Source organism: Pseudomonas sp., from assembly GCF_030698175.1.
Lineage (GTDB): Bacteria > Pseudomonadota > Gammaproteobacteria > Pseudomonadales > Pseudomonadaceae > Aquipseudomonas.
The window spans coordinates 62,303-78,955 of the sequence record NZ_JAUYNT010000014.1 but is presented as its reverse complement, the minus strand read 5'-3'; the positions used below and the strand labels follow the sequence as shown (position 1 = coordinate 78,955).

At 56.8% G+C, this 16,653-nt stretch carries 17 protein-coding genes; 13 read left to right on the top strand and 4 right to left on the bottom strand.

Translation table 11 applies throughout. The annotated features are described in order from the left end of the window. Positions 1-79: 79 nt before the first annotated feature. The 4 genes from Q8R10_RS06405 to flgA form a co-directional block, all read right to left on the bottom strand. The gene (locus Q8R10_RS06405; RefSeq protein ID WP_371133296.1) at positions 80-814 is read right to left on the bottom strand and encodes a flagellar brake protein; all 735 of its coding nucleotides are present in this window, start codon (positions 812-814) and stop codon (positions 80-82) included. Positions 815-894: 80 nt separating this feature from the next. Beyond that, positions 895-1,362 (bottom strand): flagella synthesis protein FlgN, encoded by a 468-nt coding sequence (locus Q8R10_RS06400; RefSeq protein ID WP_305652092.1) that lies wholly within the window; start codon positions 1,360-1,362, stop codon positions 895-897. A gap of 50 nt (positions 1,363-1,412) precedes the next feature. Further along, positions 1,413-1,754, bottom strand: coding sequence for a flagellar biosynthesis anti-sigma factor FlgM (gene flgM / locus Q8R10_RS06395; protein WP_305652091.1), 342 nt, complete (start codon positions 1,752-1,754; stop codon positions 1,413-1,415). Positions 1,755-1,887: 133 nt separating this feature from the next. After that, complete coding sequence (gene flgA, locus Q8R10_RS06390) at positions 1,888-2,646, bottom strand: flagellar basal body P-ring formation chaperone FlgA (protein WP_305652089.1); 759 nt, start codon at positions 2,644-2,646, stop codon at positions 1,888-1,890. Positions 2,647-2,724: 78 nt separating this feature from the next. Between flgA and Q8R10_RS06385 the strand changes: the two genes are divergently transcribed. From Q8R10_RS06385 to Q8R10_RS06325, 13 genes are all read left to right on the top strand, one after another. After that, positions 2,725-3,657 carry a chemotaxis protein CheV gene (locus tag Q8R10_RS06385; RefSeq protein WP_305652087.1) on the top strand — a complete coding sequence of 311 codons (933 nt, stop codon included), beginning with the start codon at positions 2,725-2,727 and terminating at the stop codon, positions 3,655-3,657. A 23-nt stretch (positions 3,658-3,680) separates the two neighbouring features. After that, positions 3,681-4,529 (top strand): protein-glutamate O-methyltransferase CheR, encoded by an 849-nt coding sequence (cheR, locus tag Q8R10_RS06380; RefSeq protein ID WP_371133295.1) that lies wholly within the window; start codon positions 3,681-3,683, stop codon positions 4,527-4,529. Positions 4,530-4,753: 224 nt separating this feature from the next. After that, the gene (gene flgB, locus Q8R10_RS06375; RefSeq protein WP_305652084.1) at positions 4,754-5,161 is read left to right on the top strand and encodes a flagellar basal body rod protein FlgB; all 408 of its coding nucleotides are present in this window, start codon (positions 4,754-4,756) and stop codon (positions 5,159-5,161) included. A 14-nt stretch (positions 5,162-5,175) separates the two neighbouring features. Further along, positions 5,176-5,616, top strand: a complete 441-nt coding sequence (flgC, locus tag Q8R10_RS06370) for a flagellar basal body rod protein FlgC (protein ID WP_305652083.1) — start codon at positions 5,176-5,178, stop codon at positions 5,614-5,616. A 20-nt stretch (positions 5,617-5,636) separates the two neighbouring features. Next, positions 5,637-6,314: a flagellar hook assembly protein FlgD gene (gene flgD / locus Q8R10_RS06365; protein WP_305652081.1), complete on the top strand. Its 678-nt coding sequence runs from the start codon at positions 5,637-5,639 to the stop codon at positions 6,312-6,314. Positions 6,315-6,359: 45 nt separating this feature from the next. Further along, complete coding sequence (gene flgE / locus Q8R10_RS06360; protein WP_305652079.1) at positions 6,360-7,664, top strand: flagellar hook protein FlgE; 1,305 nt, start codon at positions 6,360-6,362, stop codon at positions 7,662-7,664. Positions 7,665-8,080: 416 nt separating this feature from the next. Further along, positions 8,081-8,821 (top strand): flagellar basal body rod protein FlgF, encoded by a 741-nt coding sequence (locus Q8R10_RS06355; protein ID WP_305652077.1) that lies wholly within the window; start codon positions 8,081-8,083, stop codon positions 8,819-8,821. Positions 8,822-8,880: 59 nt separating this feature from the next. Next, positions 8,881-9,666 (top strand): flagellar basal-body rod protein FlgG, encoded by a 786-nt coding sequence (flgG, locus tag Q8R10_RS06350; RefSeq protein WP_305652075.1) that lies wholly within the window; start codon positions 8,881-8,883, stop codon positions 9,664-9,666. A gap of 79 nt (positions 9,667-9,745) precedes the next feature. Further along, positions 9,746-10,459 carry a flagellar basal body L-ring protein FlgH gene (gene flgH, locus Q8R10_RS06345; RefSeq protein ID WP_305652074.1) on the top strand — a complete coding sequence of 238 codons (714 nt, stop codon included), beginning with the start codon at positions 9,746-9,748 and terminating at the stop codon, positions 10,457-10,459. A 10-nt stretch (positions 10,460-10,469) separates the two neighbouring features. Further along, entirely contained in the window at positions 10,470-11,567 is a 1,098-nt protein-coding gene (locus Q8R10_RS06340) for a flagellar basal body P-ring protein FlgI (RefSeq protein WP_305652072.1), read from the top strand. A 9-nt stretch (positions 11,568-11,576) separates the two neighbouring features. After that, positions 11,577-12,752, top strand: a complete 1,176-nt coding sequence (gene flgJ, locus Q8R10_RS06335) for a flagellar assembly peptidoglycan hydrolase FlgJ (protein WP_305652070.1) — start codon at positions 11,577-11,579, stop codon at positions 12,750-12,752. Between the two features lie 72 nt (positions 12,753-12,824). Further along, the gene (gene flgK / locus Q8R10_RS06330) at positions 12,825-14,870 is read left to right on the top strand and encodes a flagellar hook-associated protein FlgK (protein WP_305652068.1); all 2,046 of its coding nucleotides are present in this window, start codon (positions 12,825-12,827) and stop codon (positions 14,868-14,870) included. Between the two features lie 66 nt (positions 14,871-14,936). Beyond that, positions 14,937-16,604 (top strand): flagellar hook-associated protein 3, encoded by a 1,668-nt coding sequence (locus Q8R10_RS06325; RefSeq protein WP_305652067.1) that lies wholly within the window; start codon positions 14,937-14,939, stop codon positions 16,602-16,604. The last annotated feature ends 49 nt before the right edge of the window (positions 16,605-16,653 follow it).

Genomic DNA, 16,653 nt, shown 5'->3' with positions numbered 1-16,653 from the left:
CAGGGCTGTGCGCTTCATCCACGGCAGTTCGTGAGGGCTGCCGATTCAGACCCTCGAGCGGTTGAGGCACGGTGGAGGGTTAATCCTGTTGCCGGGCATCGCGCTGGAGTTGAAATACAAAGCGTTCGATCTGGCGTTGAGCCAAACCCTCCACGCGGAAAAACCGCAATCCGGCAAAGGTGATGTCGAGCTTGTCTTGGTAGCTTGTGTAGCGCAGCTCTACCGCAGTGGTAATCGAACCGAAGGGTAACTGCAGGGTGAGCTGTTCGTAGACCTGTCCTGGTTGCAGGCGGTTATTCAAGTCGCCTTGAAAACGCAGTTTGCAGCCCGTGGCGGACATGTCCAGTAACTGGCCTTTAATGCCTTTGCTTAGCTTGTTGCCGGCCAGTTCGATGCCAATCGATGGGCCTTGCTTAAGCTTGGCCCGAAAGGCATTACGGCGCTGGTGATAAATCACTTCGGCGGGCAATGCGCTCCAGTAGCAGCGAGAACCTTCCAGCTCGCCGATTTGAACTTTTTGTTCGCATTTCCACGCAATACGCACGCCTTCATGGAAGCCTTCAACATAGAAGCTTTCGCCGTTCTGGATAAAGCGCTCGCCATCATTTGGCACTAGCTCATCGAGTGCCAGCAGCCCGCGCTCGCGATTAACTTCGACAAGGTAGCTTTGGAAGTGTTGGCTGCGCTCGGGGAAGCTAATCACTAACGGATCATGGCTCTGCTGCAGTTGGCGCAGGTTGGCGAAAACCTCTGCTGCGGTCTTTAGCGTCTTGGGCGGCTGCTCGCCGGTGCTTTCGGTGAAGGGGGTTGACACGGTCCGGAACACTCCAGGCACAAAAATAATCGGCTCTAGCATACTGGCATTAAGCCGGCATGTCCTCGCGCCTGTTGTTTTTAGGCCTGACTGAGCGGGCGCTGGTGGGCGATTCTAGCGGTACTGCCGCGGCTGTCATAGAGGCTTGGGGTTTCGTTGCCGCGTAGAATCCCCAGGACACTGCCAACTGTTGACTGGTTGGCGCGAATGAGTCGGCCATTGCGCAAGTTGGCTGACTGGCATTGTTCGAGCAATGTACCGAGTTCATCGCTACGGGTGAGCAATTCAGCGCCTAGCGCGGACTGTGCTGCCAGCTGTTGCAGGCCCGCGAGGTCGGCCGTTAATTGCAAGCTGAGGAGCCGCTGGCTGCGCTGGCGACCATGCTGATCGAGCTGGCTAAGCAGTGGCAGTTTGGCGCTGAGAATTTGATCGAGATGGGCTAAGTCACGCTCACCAAGAGCGGCAAACTCAGCCTGAATAAGTTCAAGCAGTTGTTGAGCTATACCGATGTCGTCATGCAACTGTTGTAGGAATTCGGTGTCGTGCATGTTGGGCTCTGGGGAGTTGGGCGTCCAATGGCCCCAGCGCAGCCCTTAGACTAGCGCTGGGATTCGAAGTCGAGCAATTTGCTGGCAACGCGCTGGTTATCTACCTGGTAGCTGCCATCACTAATTGCTTGCTTTAAACGTGCGACCTGCTCTTTGTTGACTGATGGCAGGTCGCGCAGTTTGTCCGTGACCTTTTGCAGGTGTTGCGCTTCGCTGCTCAATTGCACCGATTCGCCACTTTTTGCCGCGCTCGGCTGAGCCGCTGCGGTGCTCGCCTGGGTGGCTTTGCCGGCGCTCGACTCATCACTGACGGTACTCGACTGAGCGGTGCCAGCGCGACCGCTGCCGCTAGGGCCGCTGACGTTGTTGGGGCGGTTGAAGTCGATAACCATGATGCAAAACCTCGAACAGTGTTTGGACGCTTGTCTAGCTTTTCGGCGGTGGTGAAGAAAACTTTAGGGAAAAATTTTCAATCACTCATCTAGTGTAGGAAATCACTGGCTGATTGCGCTACAAGATTCATGCCTACATGGGGGCTTCCACCTGGCCGGGGCCCGTTACTCGGACTCTAATTGAGCGCCCTGAGCCTTGGTTACGTACCCGGATTTGCTCACCTAGAGCGCCATCGGTAAGCGCCTCACCCGTCATGCGTACGCTGATACCGGCGCTGCGAGCGGTTATGACTACGTGGTCGCCTTTACGAATTACTTCGGCTTGCTGCAGGTGCGCGGGGGCGAGCACCTGGTCAGTCAGCAATTGTCGCGTCAGTTTTTTGTCGACTGCCTGCTCAATGCTGGTCAGGTAACCCTGGTTAAGTAGGCCTACGTCGCGCTCAACCAGTTTTAAGTCGGTCTCGCTGAGTACGGTTGCGCGCTTGAGTGGCCTGCTGGCGATTAATACGCTGCGGTAAATATGTACCTGTCCTGGGACAAAAATGGTCCAGGGGTTCGTGCCTTCGCAACGCACCTTGATGGTGACTCGCCCTACCGGTTGCGCTGGACTTTCCAGCGCTGTGCTTAGGGCTTTGTCACAGACGGGTAGGCGCAAGCGCGGGTCCAGTTGATGAATTTCAATCTCATGTCGCGCTTGAATTTCGCTACGCTGCAAATAGTCGCTAACGGCTTGTTCAAGAAATTGCTGGCCGCTGCCGATAAGTTGTTCAGGCAGCGTTGCCTCTGCCGTCGTGCTGCCCGGCTGATACGCCGCGCCGAGTAACGCAGGCAAAACAAGGGATAACTGGCAAGCTGCCAGTAAACGTCGGAAAAATGTCGGTTTGATTTTCATCACTATTGAAAAGCAAGGCCCGTGCCGCCTGCTACTCTGGGTGGTACGTCCGCAGACTTAAATGTAAGGAGTCAGGGCATGGCCGGTGTAATGGATTCGGTTAACCAGCGAACACAGCTGGTGGGGCAAAACCGTCTTGAGTTGCTGTTGTTTCGCCTCGCAGGCAATCAGCTGTATGGGATAAATGTGTTCAAGGTGAAGGAGGTGCTGCAGTGCCCCAAACTCACCATCATGCCTAAATCCAGTCGCGTGGTCCGCGGGGTGGCGAGTTTGCGCGGTGGCACTATCCCTATCCTTGATTTGGCTATAGCCACGGGTGGGACGGGGCTGGAAGATCTTAAAAGCAGCTTCGTGATCATTACTGAATACAACACCAAGGTTCAGGGGTTTCTGGTGCGCTCGGTTGAGCGGATCGTCAACATGAACTGGGAAGAGATCCATCCGCCACCCAAGGGCACTGGGCGCGATCACTACTTAACGGCAGTGACGCGGGTTGATAATCAGCTGGTGGAAATCATCGATGTGGAGAAAATCCTCGCGGAGGTGGCACCGACTTCTGAGGTGATCTCTGAGGGCGTGGTAGACGTCGCGACCCAGGCTAAGGCGGTGACCAAGCGTGTGCTGATTTGCGATGACTCATCGGTGGCGCGTAAGCAGGTTATTCGTTGCCTTGAAACCATTGGGGTTGAGGTGGTGGCGCTCAATGATGGACGGGCGGCTTATGATTACCTGCGCAGCATGGTCGCGGAAGGCAAGCAGCCCGAGCGTGAGCTGCTGATGCTGATTTCCGATATTGAGATGCCGGAAATGGACGGTTACACCCTGACCGCTGAAATTCGTGCTGACCCGCGCATGCAGAAATTGCATATCATCCTGCATACTTCGCTTTCTGGGGTGTTTAACCAGGCAATGGTGAAAAAGGTGGGTGCCGATGACTTTCTGGCTAAGTTTCGCCCTGACGAATTGGCGGCGCGAGTGGTTGCGCGGATCAATGCGGCAGATGGGGACTGAGGGCTTGGCTCTCAGTAATACATATGAGCGGTGAGGCGTCCTTAGTGACTTCAGGTAATCTGGATTTCGAGCAGTTCCGTGTCTTCCTGGAAAAAGCCTGTGGTATTTTGCTGGGCAGCAACAAGCTTTATCTGGTGTCTAGTCGGCTCAATAAGCTGATGGAGCAGCAAGGCATCAAGACCTTGGGTGAGCTGGTGCAGCAGATGCAGGGACAGCCGCGCAGCGGTTTGCGAGAACAGGTGGTCGATGCCATGACTACCAACGAAACCCTGTGGTTTCGTGATACCTATCCCTTCGAAGTGCTAAAAAATCGTGTGATGCCTGAGTTGCTTAAAGCCAACTCCGGGCAGCGCTTGCGTATCTGGTCGGCGGCGTGTTCTTCGGGGCAAGAACCTTATTCGCTGTCGATGACGGCCGAAGAATTTGAGCGCAGCAATCTGGGCCAGCTTAAGGCTGGCATGCAAATTGTTGCCACTGACCTGTCCGGTTCAATGCTGACCGCCTGTAAATCGGGTGAGTACGACAGCTTGGCAATGGGCCGCGGCTTGTCGCCGGAGCGCTTGCAGAAATACTTCGATCCCAAAGGTCTGGGTCGTTGGGCGATTAAGCCGGCGATTAAGGCGAGGGTTGAGTTTCGTGCGCTTAACTTGCTCGACAGCTACGCAAGCCTTGGCAAGTTCGACGTGGTGTTTTGCCGCAACGTGTTGATTTACTTCTCGGCGGAAGTGAAGAAGGACATCTTGTTACGCATTCATGGCACGTTAAAACCTGGCGGTTATCTGTTCCTGGGCGCCTCAGAGGCGCTCAATGGCTTACCGGACCATTATCAAATGGTCCAGTGCAGCCCTGGGATTATTTATAAAGCCAAGTAAGGCGATTGCGTTGCACAAAAATGAAGGCTTCGGCCTTCATTTTTTTGCCCCAGTAAAAGCCCTGAAGCTTTGCCGCTTAGGCTGAACGAAGCGGAAAGGCTTTGCCGCTTGGCTGGGCTGAAGATGCCATTAATTTTTTAAGTTATTGAAATATAACGAATAAATTTTATGGCATAAGCTTTGCTTTGTGTTGATCAGGCACATTCAGGCAAGGTCTTCAGACCATGAACATTAGCTTCGCTTCCGCACTCGGTATTCACGATAAGGCCCTTAGCTTTCGCGCTCAGCGGGCTGAGGTGTTGGCTAACAATATGGCCAATGCCGATACGCCGGGTTTCAAGGCGCGCGATCTGGATTTTGCCTCGGTACTTGCAGAGCAGAGTGGCAAAGCCCAGGGCGGACAGTTTCAACTCAATCGCAATAATAGCCGGCACATCGAAGTCGATGGTTTTCCGGTAGGCGATTCAAGCCTGCTGTATCGCACCCCGGCGGCGCCATCGCTGGACCAGAACACCGTCGATTTGCAGCTGGAGCAGGCGAGCTATGCGGAAAACTCGGTGCAGTTTCAGGCCAGTTTTACCCTGCTCAATAGCAAGTTTAAAGGTCTCATCGGCGCGATACGCGGCGAATAACGGAGAGTCCAGTCATGTCACTAGCCAGTGTATTTAATATCGCCGGGACCGGCATGAGTGCCCAGAGCACTCGGCTTAATACCATCTCCAGCAATATCGCCAACGCCGAGACTGTGTCTTCAAGTGTGGATAAGACTTACCGCGCGCGGCATCCGGTATTTGCCACGATGTTTCAAGGCGCGCAGCAGGGCAGTGACTCGCTGTTTGCCGATCAGGATCAGGCAGGCGCCGGCGTGCAGGTGTTGGGTGTGATTGAAGATCAAAGCAGTCTGACGCCGCGCTATGAGCCTAATCATCCGGCCGCCGATGCCAGTGGTTATGTCTATTACCCCAACGTCAACGTGGTTGAGGAGATGGCCGACATGATTTCCGCCAGCCGGGCCTTTCAGACCAACGTTGAAATGATGAATACCGCCAAGCAGATGATGCAGCGTGTACTGACCCTGGGCCAGTAAACCGCGAATGAGGGATGACCATGAGCATCGATAGCACTAATGCCACAGGCACGGTTCTTGACCAGTATCAACTCAAGAGCGCGGCTCCGGCGAATAAGGAGCTGGGCAAAAATGAGTTTCTTAATCTGCTGGTTGCCCAGTTGAATAATCAGGACCCGCTGTCGCCGCAAGACAACGGCGCCTTTATCGCTCAGTTGGCGCAGTTCAGCCAAGTGGAGGGGATTGGCAAGCTGAACACCAGCATGGAGTCGCTGGTCTCCGGCTATCAGTCTTCGCAGGCGTTACAGGCATCCTCTTTGGTGGGGCGCAAGGTGATAGTGCCGACCGATAAGGCGGTGGTGGATACCAAGGAAACCTTCAAGGCGAGCCTGGCGCTGCCGGTCAGCAGTAGCAATGTCTATGTCAACGTCTACGACAATGCCGGCGCCTCGGTGAGTCGGGTCAATCTGGGCGCCCAGGCGGCCGGTAATGTCAGCTTTATGTGGGACGGCAAAGACGCCAGCGGCAAGTTATTGCCGCCCGGCACTTACAAGTTTCAAGCGCAAGCCAGTTACGGTTCGGAGACCAAAGGCCTTAGCACCATGTTGCCGGCTAACGTCGATAGCGTCACCCTGGGGCAGAACGGCGGTGAGTTGATGCTCAATCTCGCCGGCCTTGGCAGTATTGGATTGTCCAAAGTTCAGGTCATCGGTCAGTAAGCTAGCCGTTATCAGTGCCGGCGCTACCGGCCAAGGAGTCATCTCATGTCATTTAACGTCGGTCTTAGTGGTCTGCGGGCGGCAACCAGTGACTTGAACGTCACCGGCAATAACATCGCCAACGCCGGTACCGTTGGCTTCAAGCAATCGCGTGCCGAGTTTGCGGACGTGTATGCGGCGCAAACCGTGGGGGGAGGGGCAAATCCTGTCGGCAGCGGGGTGCTGCTGGCGGGGGTTTCGCAATTGTTCAAACAAGGCAACACCAACAACACCCAGAACGGTTTGGATCTGGCGATTAACGGCAATGGTTTTTTTCAAACCAGCAACAACGGTGATGTTAGCTACACCCGTGCCGGCTATTTCGGCACCGATAAAGAAGGTTTTGTGGTGAATAACTTCGGTTATAACTTGCAAGGCTATGCGGTGGACGTGAATGGCAATTTGCAAAACGGTGTGGTCAGTGATTTGCGGGTTCAGACCGCCAGTCAGGCCCCGAAGGCCACCACTCAAATGGATCAAAGTTTTAACTTGAACTCGACCAATCAGATTCCGACCAACCTGACCTTCGACCCTAACGACCCCACCAGTTACAACTCGGCGACCTCGACCAATATTTATGACTCACAGGGTAACTCCCATGTATTGACTCAGTATTTTCTGAAAACCGGGCCCAATGTCTGGCAGATGAATACTTTGATTGATGGGCGTAATCCGCTTGATCCGACTCTGACCACGCCCTTTACTGCGGGCTTGACCTTCAGTACTGCGGGGTTATTAACCGCGCAAACCTCGACCGATTTCACTGTTAATGCGGTGGATGGCACCCTGGATATGACTAACTGGGTGCCGGCCGCCCCGAATACGGCGATTCCGCCGGTTTGGAGTAGTAATGGCGCATCCGCCAGTGCGACTGGGGTGAATATTGATTTACGCACCGCGACCCAGTTTTCCAGTACTTTCGCCGTCAGCAGTGTGACCCAAGATGGCTATACCACCGGCCAGTTATCCGGGCTCGAGGTGGATGACACCGGGATCATGTTCGCCCGCTACACCAATGGTCAGTCGAAAATTCAAGGCCAGGTGGTATTGGCCAACTTTGCCAATCAGCAGGGTTTGACTCCGGTGGGCAAAACCGCCTGGATTCAGTCGTTTGAATCCGGCGAGCCGGTGGTGGGGACGCCCCGCAGCGGCACCTTGGGGGCGCTGCAGTCGGGTGCGCTGGAGGACTCCAACGTCGAGCTGTCGGACCAGCTGGTGAACCTGATCGTTGCGCAGCGTAACTACCAGGCCAACGCCAAGACCATCGAGACTGAGAGCGCTATTACTCAGACCATTATCAATCTGCGTTAAGAGTCTGCTCAAGGCCTGCTGGCTTGGCCATGCAGCGTTGAAAGCAGGCTCGGGCGCTCATTTACTACTTGTAAACTCCGCTTCCTCGCCTGTTTTACTCGCTGCACTCGCCCTGCGGGCCAGCCTTTGGCTGTTACTCCGCTTCGCTGCGTAGCGCCTTGCCTGACCTGCGCTCGCGACGGCCTAGAGCCGATTCTAAGCTTCTGCAACACCTCTCACGCCTGCGGCAAGCACTTTGCCGCAGGCGGCAGTCACTGGCCGTCGGCTCACCTCAATAAGCCCCGAAAGGGGTTTTGTTGTTTTGTTAAATTTATATTTTTCAATTGCTTACGAAATATTTTTGCTATGGCATAGGGATTGCTTTGTTAGTGCTAACAGAGCAGCGGGCGATCAGCGCCCACCCGAGGAGGCAAGCCATGGACAAAATGTTGTACGTCGCCATGACCGGCGCCAGCCAGAACACATTGGCCCAGCGCGCCCACGCCAATAACTTGGCGAACGTCTCGACCAGTGGCTTTCAGCGCGATTTCGAACAGGCCCGTTCAATGCCCTTGTTCGGTGAGGCGCTGCCCACTCGGGTGTATGCCATGACCGAGCGGCCAGGCACCGACTTCACCGCCGGCGCCCTGCAGGAAACCGGTAGTGATCTGGATGTTTCCGTTCAGGCGGATGGCTGGTTGGCCGTGCAGGCCCCGGACGGCAGCGAAGCCTATGTGCGCAGCGCCAGCCTAAAGGTCGACGCTCTGGGCATGCTGCGCACCGGCAGTGGTTTGCCGGTGATGGGCAATGGTGGGCCGATAGCGGTGCCGCCTGAGCAGAAAATCGAAATCGGCCAAGACGGCACCATCAGCATTCGCGCCCTCGGCGAGGGGCCGAGTGTGATTGCCGAAGTTGACCGTCTCAAGCTGGTCAAGCCTGACCTCAAACAGATGGAGAAGGGCGCCGACGGCATGATCCATTTCAAGGGTGTCGGCCAGCTGCAGGCCGACGCTACCGTGCGGCTGGACTCCGGCTTCTTGCAGGCCAGCAACGTTAATGCGGTCGAGGAGATGACGGCGATCCTGTCGCTGTCCCGTCAATTTGAACTGCATATCAAGATGATGCGCACCGCCGAAGACAATGACACGGCGATGGCGCGGGTTTTGCAGATTAGTTAATAAATCGGGCTAATTACCAGCGCGAGGCGCCGTGAAACTGGCGCTCGAGGAGAATCACTATGATGCCTGCACTGTGGGTCAGTAAAACCGGATTGGCCGCTCAGGACATGAACCTGACGACTATTTCCAACAACTTGGCCAACGTCTCGACCACCGGCTTTAAGCGTGATCGTGCCGAGTTCCAGGACTTGCTCTATCAGATTCGTCGCCAGCCTGGCGCGCAGTCGAGCCAAGACACTCAGCTGCCGACCGGGTTGCAGTTGGGTACCGGGGTGCGGATTGTTGGCACCTCTAAGTTGTTCACTCAGGGTGGCCTGCAAACCACCGAGCAGCCTTTGGATATGGCGGTCAATGGCCGCGGGTTTTTCCAGATTTTGCAGCCTGACGGCACTGTGTCTTATACCCGCGACGGCAGTTTTCACCTCGATTCCAACGGTCAGATGGTGACCTCTCAGGGCTTTTCCCTTGAGCCTGCGATTGTCTTGCCGGCCGAGGTGCAGACCTTGACCGTGGGTGAGGATGGCACTGTATCGGTGACCGTTAGCGGCAATCCGACGCCGCAGGTGGTGGGCAATATTCAGACCGCCGACTTCGTTAACCCGGCGGGCTTGCAGGCAATCGGCAATAACCTGTTTTTGGAAACCGGTGCCAGCGGCGCGCCACAAGTCGGTACTCCCGGCCTGACCGGTTTGGGCCCGGTGCTGCAGAACACCCTGGAGAACTCCAACGTCAGCGTGGTTGAGGAGCTGGTCAATATGATCACCACCCAGCGCGCCTACGAGATGAATTCCAAGGTCATTTCCACCTCTGACCAGATGCTCGGTTTCCTTAGTCAGAATCTTTAATCGTAGGGTGGGTTAGCCAGTCGCGGCGTAACCCACCATTGGCATCGCAAGGTGTCGCCATGCAACTGAGGTAGTAGCGATGAACCGGCTAATGACTGTACTGATCACCCTTGGCGCTGTGGCTTTGAGTGGCTGTGTGGCGCCGGTGGCAAAGCCCAATGATCCTTATTTTTCGCCGGTCATGCCGCGCACGCCCCTGCCGGCGGCGCAGAACAACGGCGCTATTTTTCAGCCAGGCTTTGCCAGCAACCTGTATGACGATCGCAAGGCGTATCGGGTTGGCGACATCATCACCATCACCCTGAATGAAAAAACCCAGGCGAGCAAAGGCGCTAACTCCAAAATTGCCAAGGACAGCACGGCGAAAATGGGCCTGACGTCGTTGTTTGGTAGCGGCGTTTCGGTGGATAACCCAGATTCCGACCTTAATCCGTTGAGTGCCGCCAACCTCAATCTGGATGTGGGATACAGCGGTTCGCGCGACACCGAAGGCAAGAGCGTGGCGGCGCAAAGCAACAGCCTGAGCGGCTCGATCACCGTGACCGTGGCGGAAGTGCTGCCCAATGGCGTGCTCTCGGTGCGTGGCGAGAAATGGCTGACGCTCAATACCGGCGATGAACTGATGCGCATTGCCGGGCTGATTCGCCCCGACGATATCGCCACCGACAACACCGTGTCTTCGACCCGGGTGGCGGATTCACGCATCACCTATTCTGGCACCGGCGCCTTCGCCGATGCCAGTCAGCCGGGATGGCTCGACCGCATGCTCATCAGCCCGTTGTGGCCGTTCTAAGGTGCTGACCATGAAAACTTTATTGGTTGGGCTTGGCCTGCTGTTGCTGGCCACCGGTGCGCAGGCCGAGCGCCTGAAAGACCTGGCCAGTATCCAAGGCGTTCGGGCTAACCAATTGCTCGGCTACGGTTTGGTGGTTGGCCTCAATGGCACTGGCGATCAGACCACACAAACGCCTTTCACCCTGCAGACCTTCAATAACATGATGGCGCAGTTTGGTATCAAGGTGCCGGTCGGTGGCAACGCCCAGTTGAAAAACGTCGCTGCGGTGGCCCTGTATGCCGACCTGCCTGCGTTCGCCAGGCCCGGGCAAAGCATTGATGTCACGGTTAACTCGATCGGTAACGCCAAGAGCCTACGCGGCGGCAGCCTGTTGATGGCGCCACTGAAAGGCGTGGACGGCAACATCTACGCCATCGCCCAGGGCAGCTTGGTGGTTGGCGGCTTTGACGCCGAAGGCGCGGACGGCTCGAAGATCACCGTCAACGTGCCGTCTTCCGGACGCATTCCCAATGGCGCCAGCGTCGAGCGGCCAGTGCCGAGTGGTTTCGATCAGGGCAACACGTTAACGCTTAATCTCAATCGCGCCGACTTCACCACCGCCAAGCGCATCGTCGACAAGGTCAACGAACTGCTCGGGCCGGGTGTGGCGCAGGCGCTGGATGCCGGCTCGGTGCGGGTCAGTGCGCCGCTCGATCCGGGTCAACGGGTCGATTACCTGTCGATTCTGGAAAACCTCGAAATCGAGGCCGGGCAGGCGGTGGCCAAGATCATCATCAACGCCCGGACCGGCACCATCGTTATCGGTCAGAACGTGCGGGTGCAGCCGGCGGCCGTCACCCATGGCAGCCTGACGGTGACCATTACCGAGGAGCCGATCGTCAGCCAGCCGAATGCCTTGGCCGGTGGCGATACTGTGGTGGTGCCCAAGTCGAAGGTCAGTGCCGAGCAAGAACTCAAGCCGATGTTCAAGTTTGGCCCGGGCACCACACTGGATGAAATCGTCCGTGCGGTTAACCAGGTGGGCGCATCGCCAAGCGATTTGATGGCGATCTTGGAAGCCCTTAAACAAGCCGGCGCGCTGCAAGCCGACCTGATAGTAATTTGAGGTGCTGTTATGAACTCACGACTCAATGCTGGCGTTGGCGCCGCTCACGACTCCGGTGCTTTTACCGACCTTAACCGCCTCAATCAGCTCAAGGTTGGTAAAGACCGTGACAGCGAAGCCAATATCCACAAAGTGGCGCAGGAGTTTGAGTCGCTGTTTATGAATGAAATGCTCAAGGCCATGCGTAAGGCCGGCGATGTGGTGGGCGACGGCAATTTCATGAACAGTAATGAGAGCAAAGCCTACCGGGATATGTACGACCAGCAGTTGGCTGTGACCATGTCCAAGCAAAACGGTATCGGTTTGGCTGATGTGCTCGAGCGTCAGCTGGGCAAAACCCTGCGCCCAGGTGCTGCCCGGACTAATCCCTTTGCTCAGGTCGCCTCCGGCGTGCAACCGAACCGCTTGACCGGCGACGCGGCAGCATCTGCTGGTGCTGTGCACGATGATTCAAAACTGCTCAATCAACGCCGGCTGGCCTTGCCGGCACGTTTGGCTGATCGCTTGCTGGCCGGCATTGTGCCGCCGACTGCCGCCGCAGCTGGCCAGCCATTGGCGCAGAACGACTGGCTGGCAGCCAAGAGCTTTGCCGCACCAGCCGACAAAGCCCTGAGCATTAATGGCAGCGATGCCATTAGTGGCCGGCGCTTGGCCCAGCCACCGCTGGCGCCGGGCAAGGCAGCCTTTAGCTCGCCGCAAGAATTTGTCGCCACCATGTTGCCCATGGCCCAGGCCGCCGCCGAGAAAATTGGCGTCGATGCGAACTATCTGGTTGCCCAGGCGGCGCTGGAAACGGGCTGGGGCAAATCGATTATTCGCCAGCAGGACGGCAGCAGCAGTCATAACCTGTTCGGGATCAAGGCCCATAACAGTTGGCAGGGCGAGTCGGCGCGGGTGCTGACCACCGAATATGTTGACGGCAAGCCGACTAAAGAGTCCGCCTCGTTTCGTGCCTATGGCTCGTTCGAGCAAAGCTTCAATGACTACGTCAGCTTTTTGCAGAACAACGAGCGCTATGACAACGCGCTAGACTCTGCCGCCAACCCGAAAACCTTCGTCCGTGAACTGCAGCGCGCCGGCTATGCCACCGACCCTCAATACGCCAACAAAGTGGCGCAGATCGCCAAACAAATGCAAACCTATCAAGCAGTCGCGTCGGTAGACGTCGCGACGAGCAAGGGCTGAGGTTGAGCATGACTAACTTCCCACCTAATGCAGAGCTGCCATGCTCGCAGTCGCCAAGCTCGGAGGTGAGTCATGGCTGACTTGCTCAATATTGGCCTGTCCGGCCTGTCGGTCAACAAGACCGCGCTGGCGATTACCGGGCACAACATCAGCAACGTCAAGACCCCCGGATTTTCCCGGCAGGAAGCTGTGCAGGCGACCAATGTGCCGCAGTTCAGTGGCGGTGGTTATATAGGCTCCGGCAGCACCCTGGTGGACGTGCGGCGCATCTATAGCGATTTCTTGACCACCCAGGTGCGCAGCAGTACGGCGCTCAATAAAGATGCCGAAAGTTACCTGAGTCAGATCAATCAGCTCGACGCCTTGTTGGCGGGCACCACCACCGGGATTACGCCGGGTTTGCAGCGGCTGTTTTCGGCGCTACAAACCGCGGCCGAAGATCCGGCCAATATTCCGGCACGGCAGTTGGTGCTGTCCGAGGCCGAGGGCGTGGCCAAGCGTTTTAACACCGTGTACGACCGCCTGTATGAGCAAAATGGCTTTATCAACAAGCAATTGTCGGCGGTCAGCGAGCAGGTCAATCAGTTGGCCACCTCGATTGCCGGTTATAACGATGCCATTGCCATCGCCGCCTCCAATGGTTTGCAACCCAACGATCTGCTGGATGCCCGCGAAGAGGCGGTGCGCAAACTGTCGGAGTCGATTGGCATTACCGTGGTGCCGCAAGATGACAACACCCTGAATATCTTTGTCGGCTCCGGCCAGCCATTGGTGGTGGGTAACTCTGCCGCGCGCCTGGAGGTGGTGACCGGCTCTGCCGATCCGCTGCGCAGCGAAGTGCAGTTTGTCAGCGGCAACTCGCGCCAAGGCATCACCCCACTGATCACGGGTGGCGAGCTGGGTGGTTTGATTCGCTATCGCGAAGATGTGCTGGATGTGACGCTCAACTCGGTGGGGCGCTTGGCCTTGTCGGTGTCCGATCAAATCAATAGCCAGTTGGGTCAGGGATTGGATTTAAAGGGCAATTTTGGCGAGAAATTGTTCCGCGATATCAATGACCCGATCAGCACCGGTCAGCGCAGCATTGCGCGCATTGGCAACAGTGACCCGACCGCCAACCTCAATGTGCTGATTGAAGACACCACCCAGCTTAGCAACAGCGATTATGAGGTCACCTTCACCAGCGCGACTAACTACACGGTTCGACGCATCTCTGACGGGACCAATTTTGGCCCCATCGACATCACGGTTCAGCCGCCACCTGCGGCCTCGGTGGTGGATGGCTTCGCGCTTAACAGCGCCAGCGGTATCTATGCGGCCGGCGACCGTTTTTTGCTGACGCCAACCCGCGGTGGTGCCTCTGATATTCGCGCCGATCTGAAAAAAGCCGATGCTCTGGCCTTCGCCGCGCCTCTGAAGGTGGCTAAAAGCCCCGCCAACATTGGCTCGGGGATTGTTACCCAGCCGAGCCTGGTGACCACGATTGATATTTATGATCCGCTTGCTAAAGCGAACATGGAAACCAGCCTGCGCAACGCACCGCCACTGCGCATCGTCATGGGCGCGACCGGCGGTGCTACCCAGACCTATAACGTGCTGGACATCAATGGTGCGACCGTGACCAGTGGCAGCATAGTGCCTGGGCAAAACAACAAGTTGACGCTGACGGTGCCGATTAACCTGCCGAGTGTACCGAGCAGCTTTGCCTTCGAGCTAACCCTCAGCGGTCGGCCGGAGCAGGGCGATAATTTCACCGTGGGCTTTAACACCAGCGGAGTCTCGGACAACCGCAATGCTTTGAAACTGACCAGCCTGCAGACCAAAAGCACGGTGGGGGTCGATCCGCTCAATCCAACCACCACCGGGGCCAGTTTTACCGACGCCTATGGCGATCTGGTTGAGCGGGTCGGGACCTTGACCAGCCAGGCGCGTGTCGATGGCGAGGCTACCGGGGCGATACTTAAGCAGGCCACCGATAACCGTGACTCGGTGTCGGCGGTTAACCTGGACGAAGAAGCGGCCAATTTGATTCAGTTTCAGCAGTACTACCAAGCCTCGGCGCAAATCATTCAAACTGCCCGTAGCTTGTTCGATACGCTGATTAATACGTTTAGATGATCAGCGCCGCCTTGGGCGGCCGGGTGGGGGTTCAGGCTCACCGATTAAGAGGTAATTGCTATGGTCATGCGCATCTCATCCATCCAGACGTTTAACAACGGAGTTGGCGGCATTCAGCGCAACTATGCCAACGTTACCCAGACCCAGGAGCAGATCAGCAGCGGCAAACGCATCCTCACCCCGGCCGATGATCCGGTGGCGTCGGTGCGCTTGCTGCAGTTAGAGCAACAGCAGGCCACCTTCGGTCAGTACAAGGCGAATTTAACCGCCGCGAAAAACAGTCTGACCCAGGAAGAGACCACCTTAAGTTCGACTATTAACGTGCTGCAACGGATTCGGGAGCTGACAGTGCAGGCCGGTGGCGGTGCCCTCTCAAGCCAGGATCGTAAAGCCATTGCCAAAGAGTTGGGTGAGCGTGAGAACGAGTTGCTCAGCCAAATGAACAGCACTAACGCCCGGGGTGAATACCTGTTCTCGGGTTTTTTGGGCAAGACCCAGCCCTTTGTGCGCAACCCGGATAACACTTATTCCTATAACGGTGATGAGGGCCAGCGCAGCTTGCAGGTGGCCAGCTCGACCACGGTGGCGATCAACGATAACGGTCGCCGGCTGTTTGAGGATGTGACTAATGCCAATCGGATCATCAACGCTTCCGGGGTCAATAACCCGGCCTTGCCGACGCCGCCGCTGCCAGCCACCACTATTGCACCTGTGCCAGCAGCCAATCAGCGGGTGTTTATCTCCCCTGGCTTGGTGGATGACAGCGACAGTTTCAACACTGCTTTTCGCAGCGGCGAACCCTACTCCTTGGCCTTGGTGAGCGGCACCTCGTTTCGTTTGTACGACAGCGCCGGGGTCGATGTGACGGCGCAAACCAGCAATGGCGGCACCATTGATCCATTGTCCAATAGCGGTAACGTAATCAACTTTCGCGGCATGCGTTTTCAGTTGGATGTGGTGTTGCAACCGGGCGACAACGATTTGAATCTGGACAGCTTGCTGGCCGATACCGCAACGCCCGGCAGCCCTGGAATTAACACCCACAGTTTTACCCTGCAGTCGGCGCCGACCAGCTTTGCCGTCACGCGAGGCTCGGCCAATGCGTCGGTTGCCACGGTCGGCTCTGGCGTCATCAGCAATCAGGCGGTGTTCGATGCGCAGTTTCCGACTTCCGGGGTTTTGCTGCGGTTCACCAGTGCCAGCAATTACGACGTGTATGTGCAGCCGGTCGGTGTGGCCAGTACGCCGGTGGCCAGTGGCGTAGCGGCGGGGCCCTATCCCGACACCATCAGTGTGTACGGCGCCGATTTCAGCATTTCGGCCGCCGCTGCGACGGGTGATGAATTTACCGTGCAGCCGCAGTTTCAAGAGCAGCGGGGTATTCTCAATACCATCGCGCGTCTGCGTCAGGCGCTGGAGTCGAGCCCCAGTTCGCCAGTGGGTAACTTGGCGATTCGTGACGAGGTCAATATCGCCTTGAAGAACCTCGACAACGGCATAGGTCAGGTGCTGGAGGTGCAAACGGAAATTGGCGCACGGATGAACCTGGTCGACTCCACCGAAAACGACAACGAAGATGTCACCCTGGTGAATAAAGCCGTGCAGTCGGAACTGCGCGATCTGGACTACGCCGAGGCCTTATCGCGACTGTCGTTTCAAACCATAGTGCTGGAAGCGGCCCAGCAGAGTTATGTGAAAATTGCCGGGCTGAATTTGTTTGATCAGCTACGTTAAGTTGCTCGGCGTGGCTGGCGTGTAAATTGCTAATCTCTTCAGTAGCGGA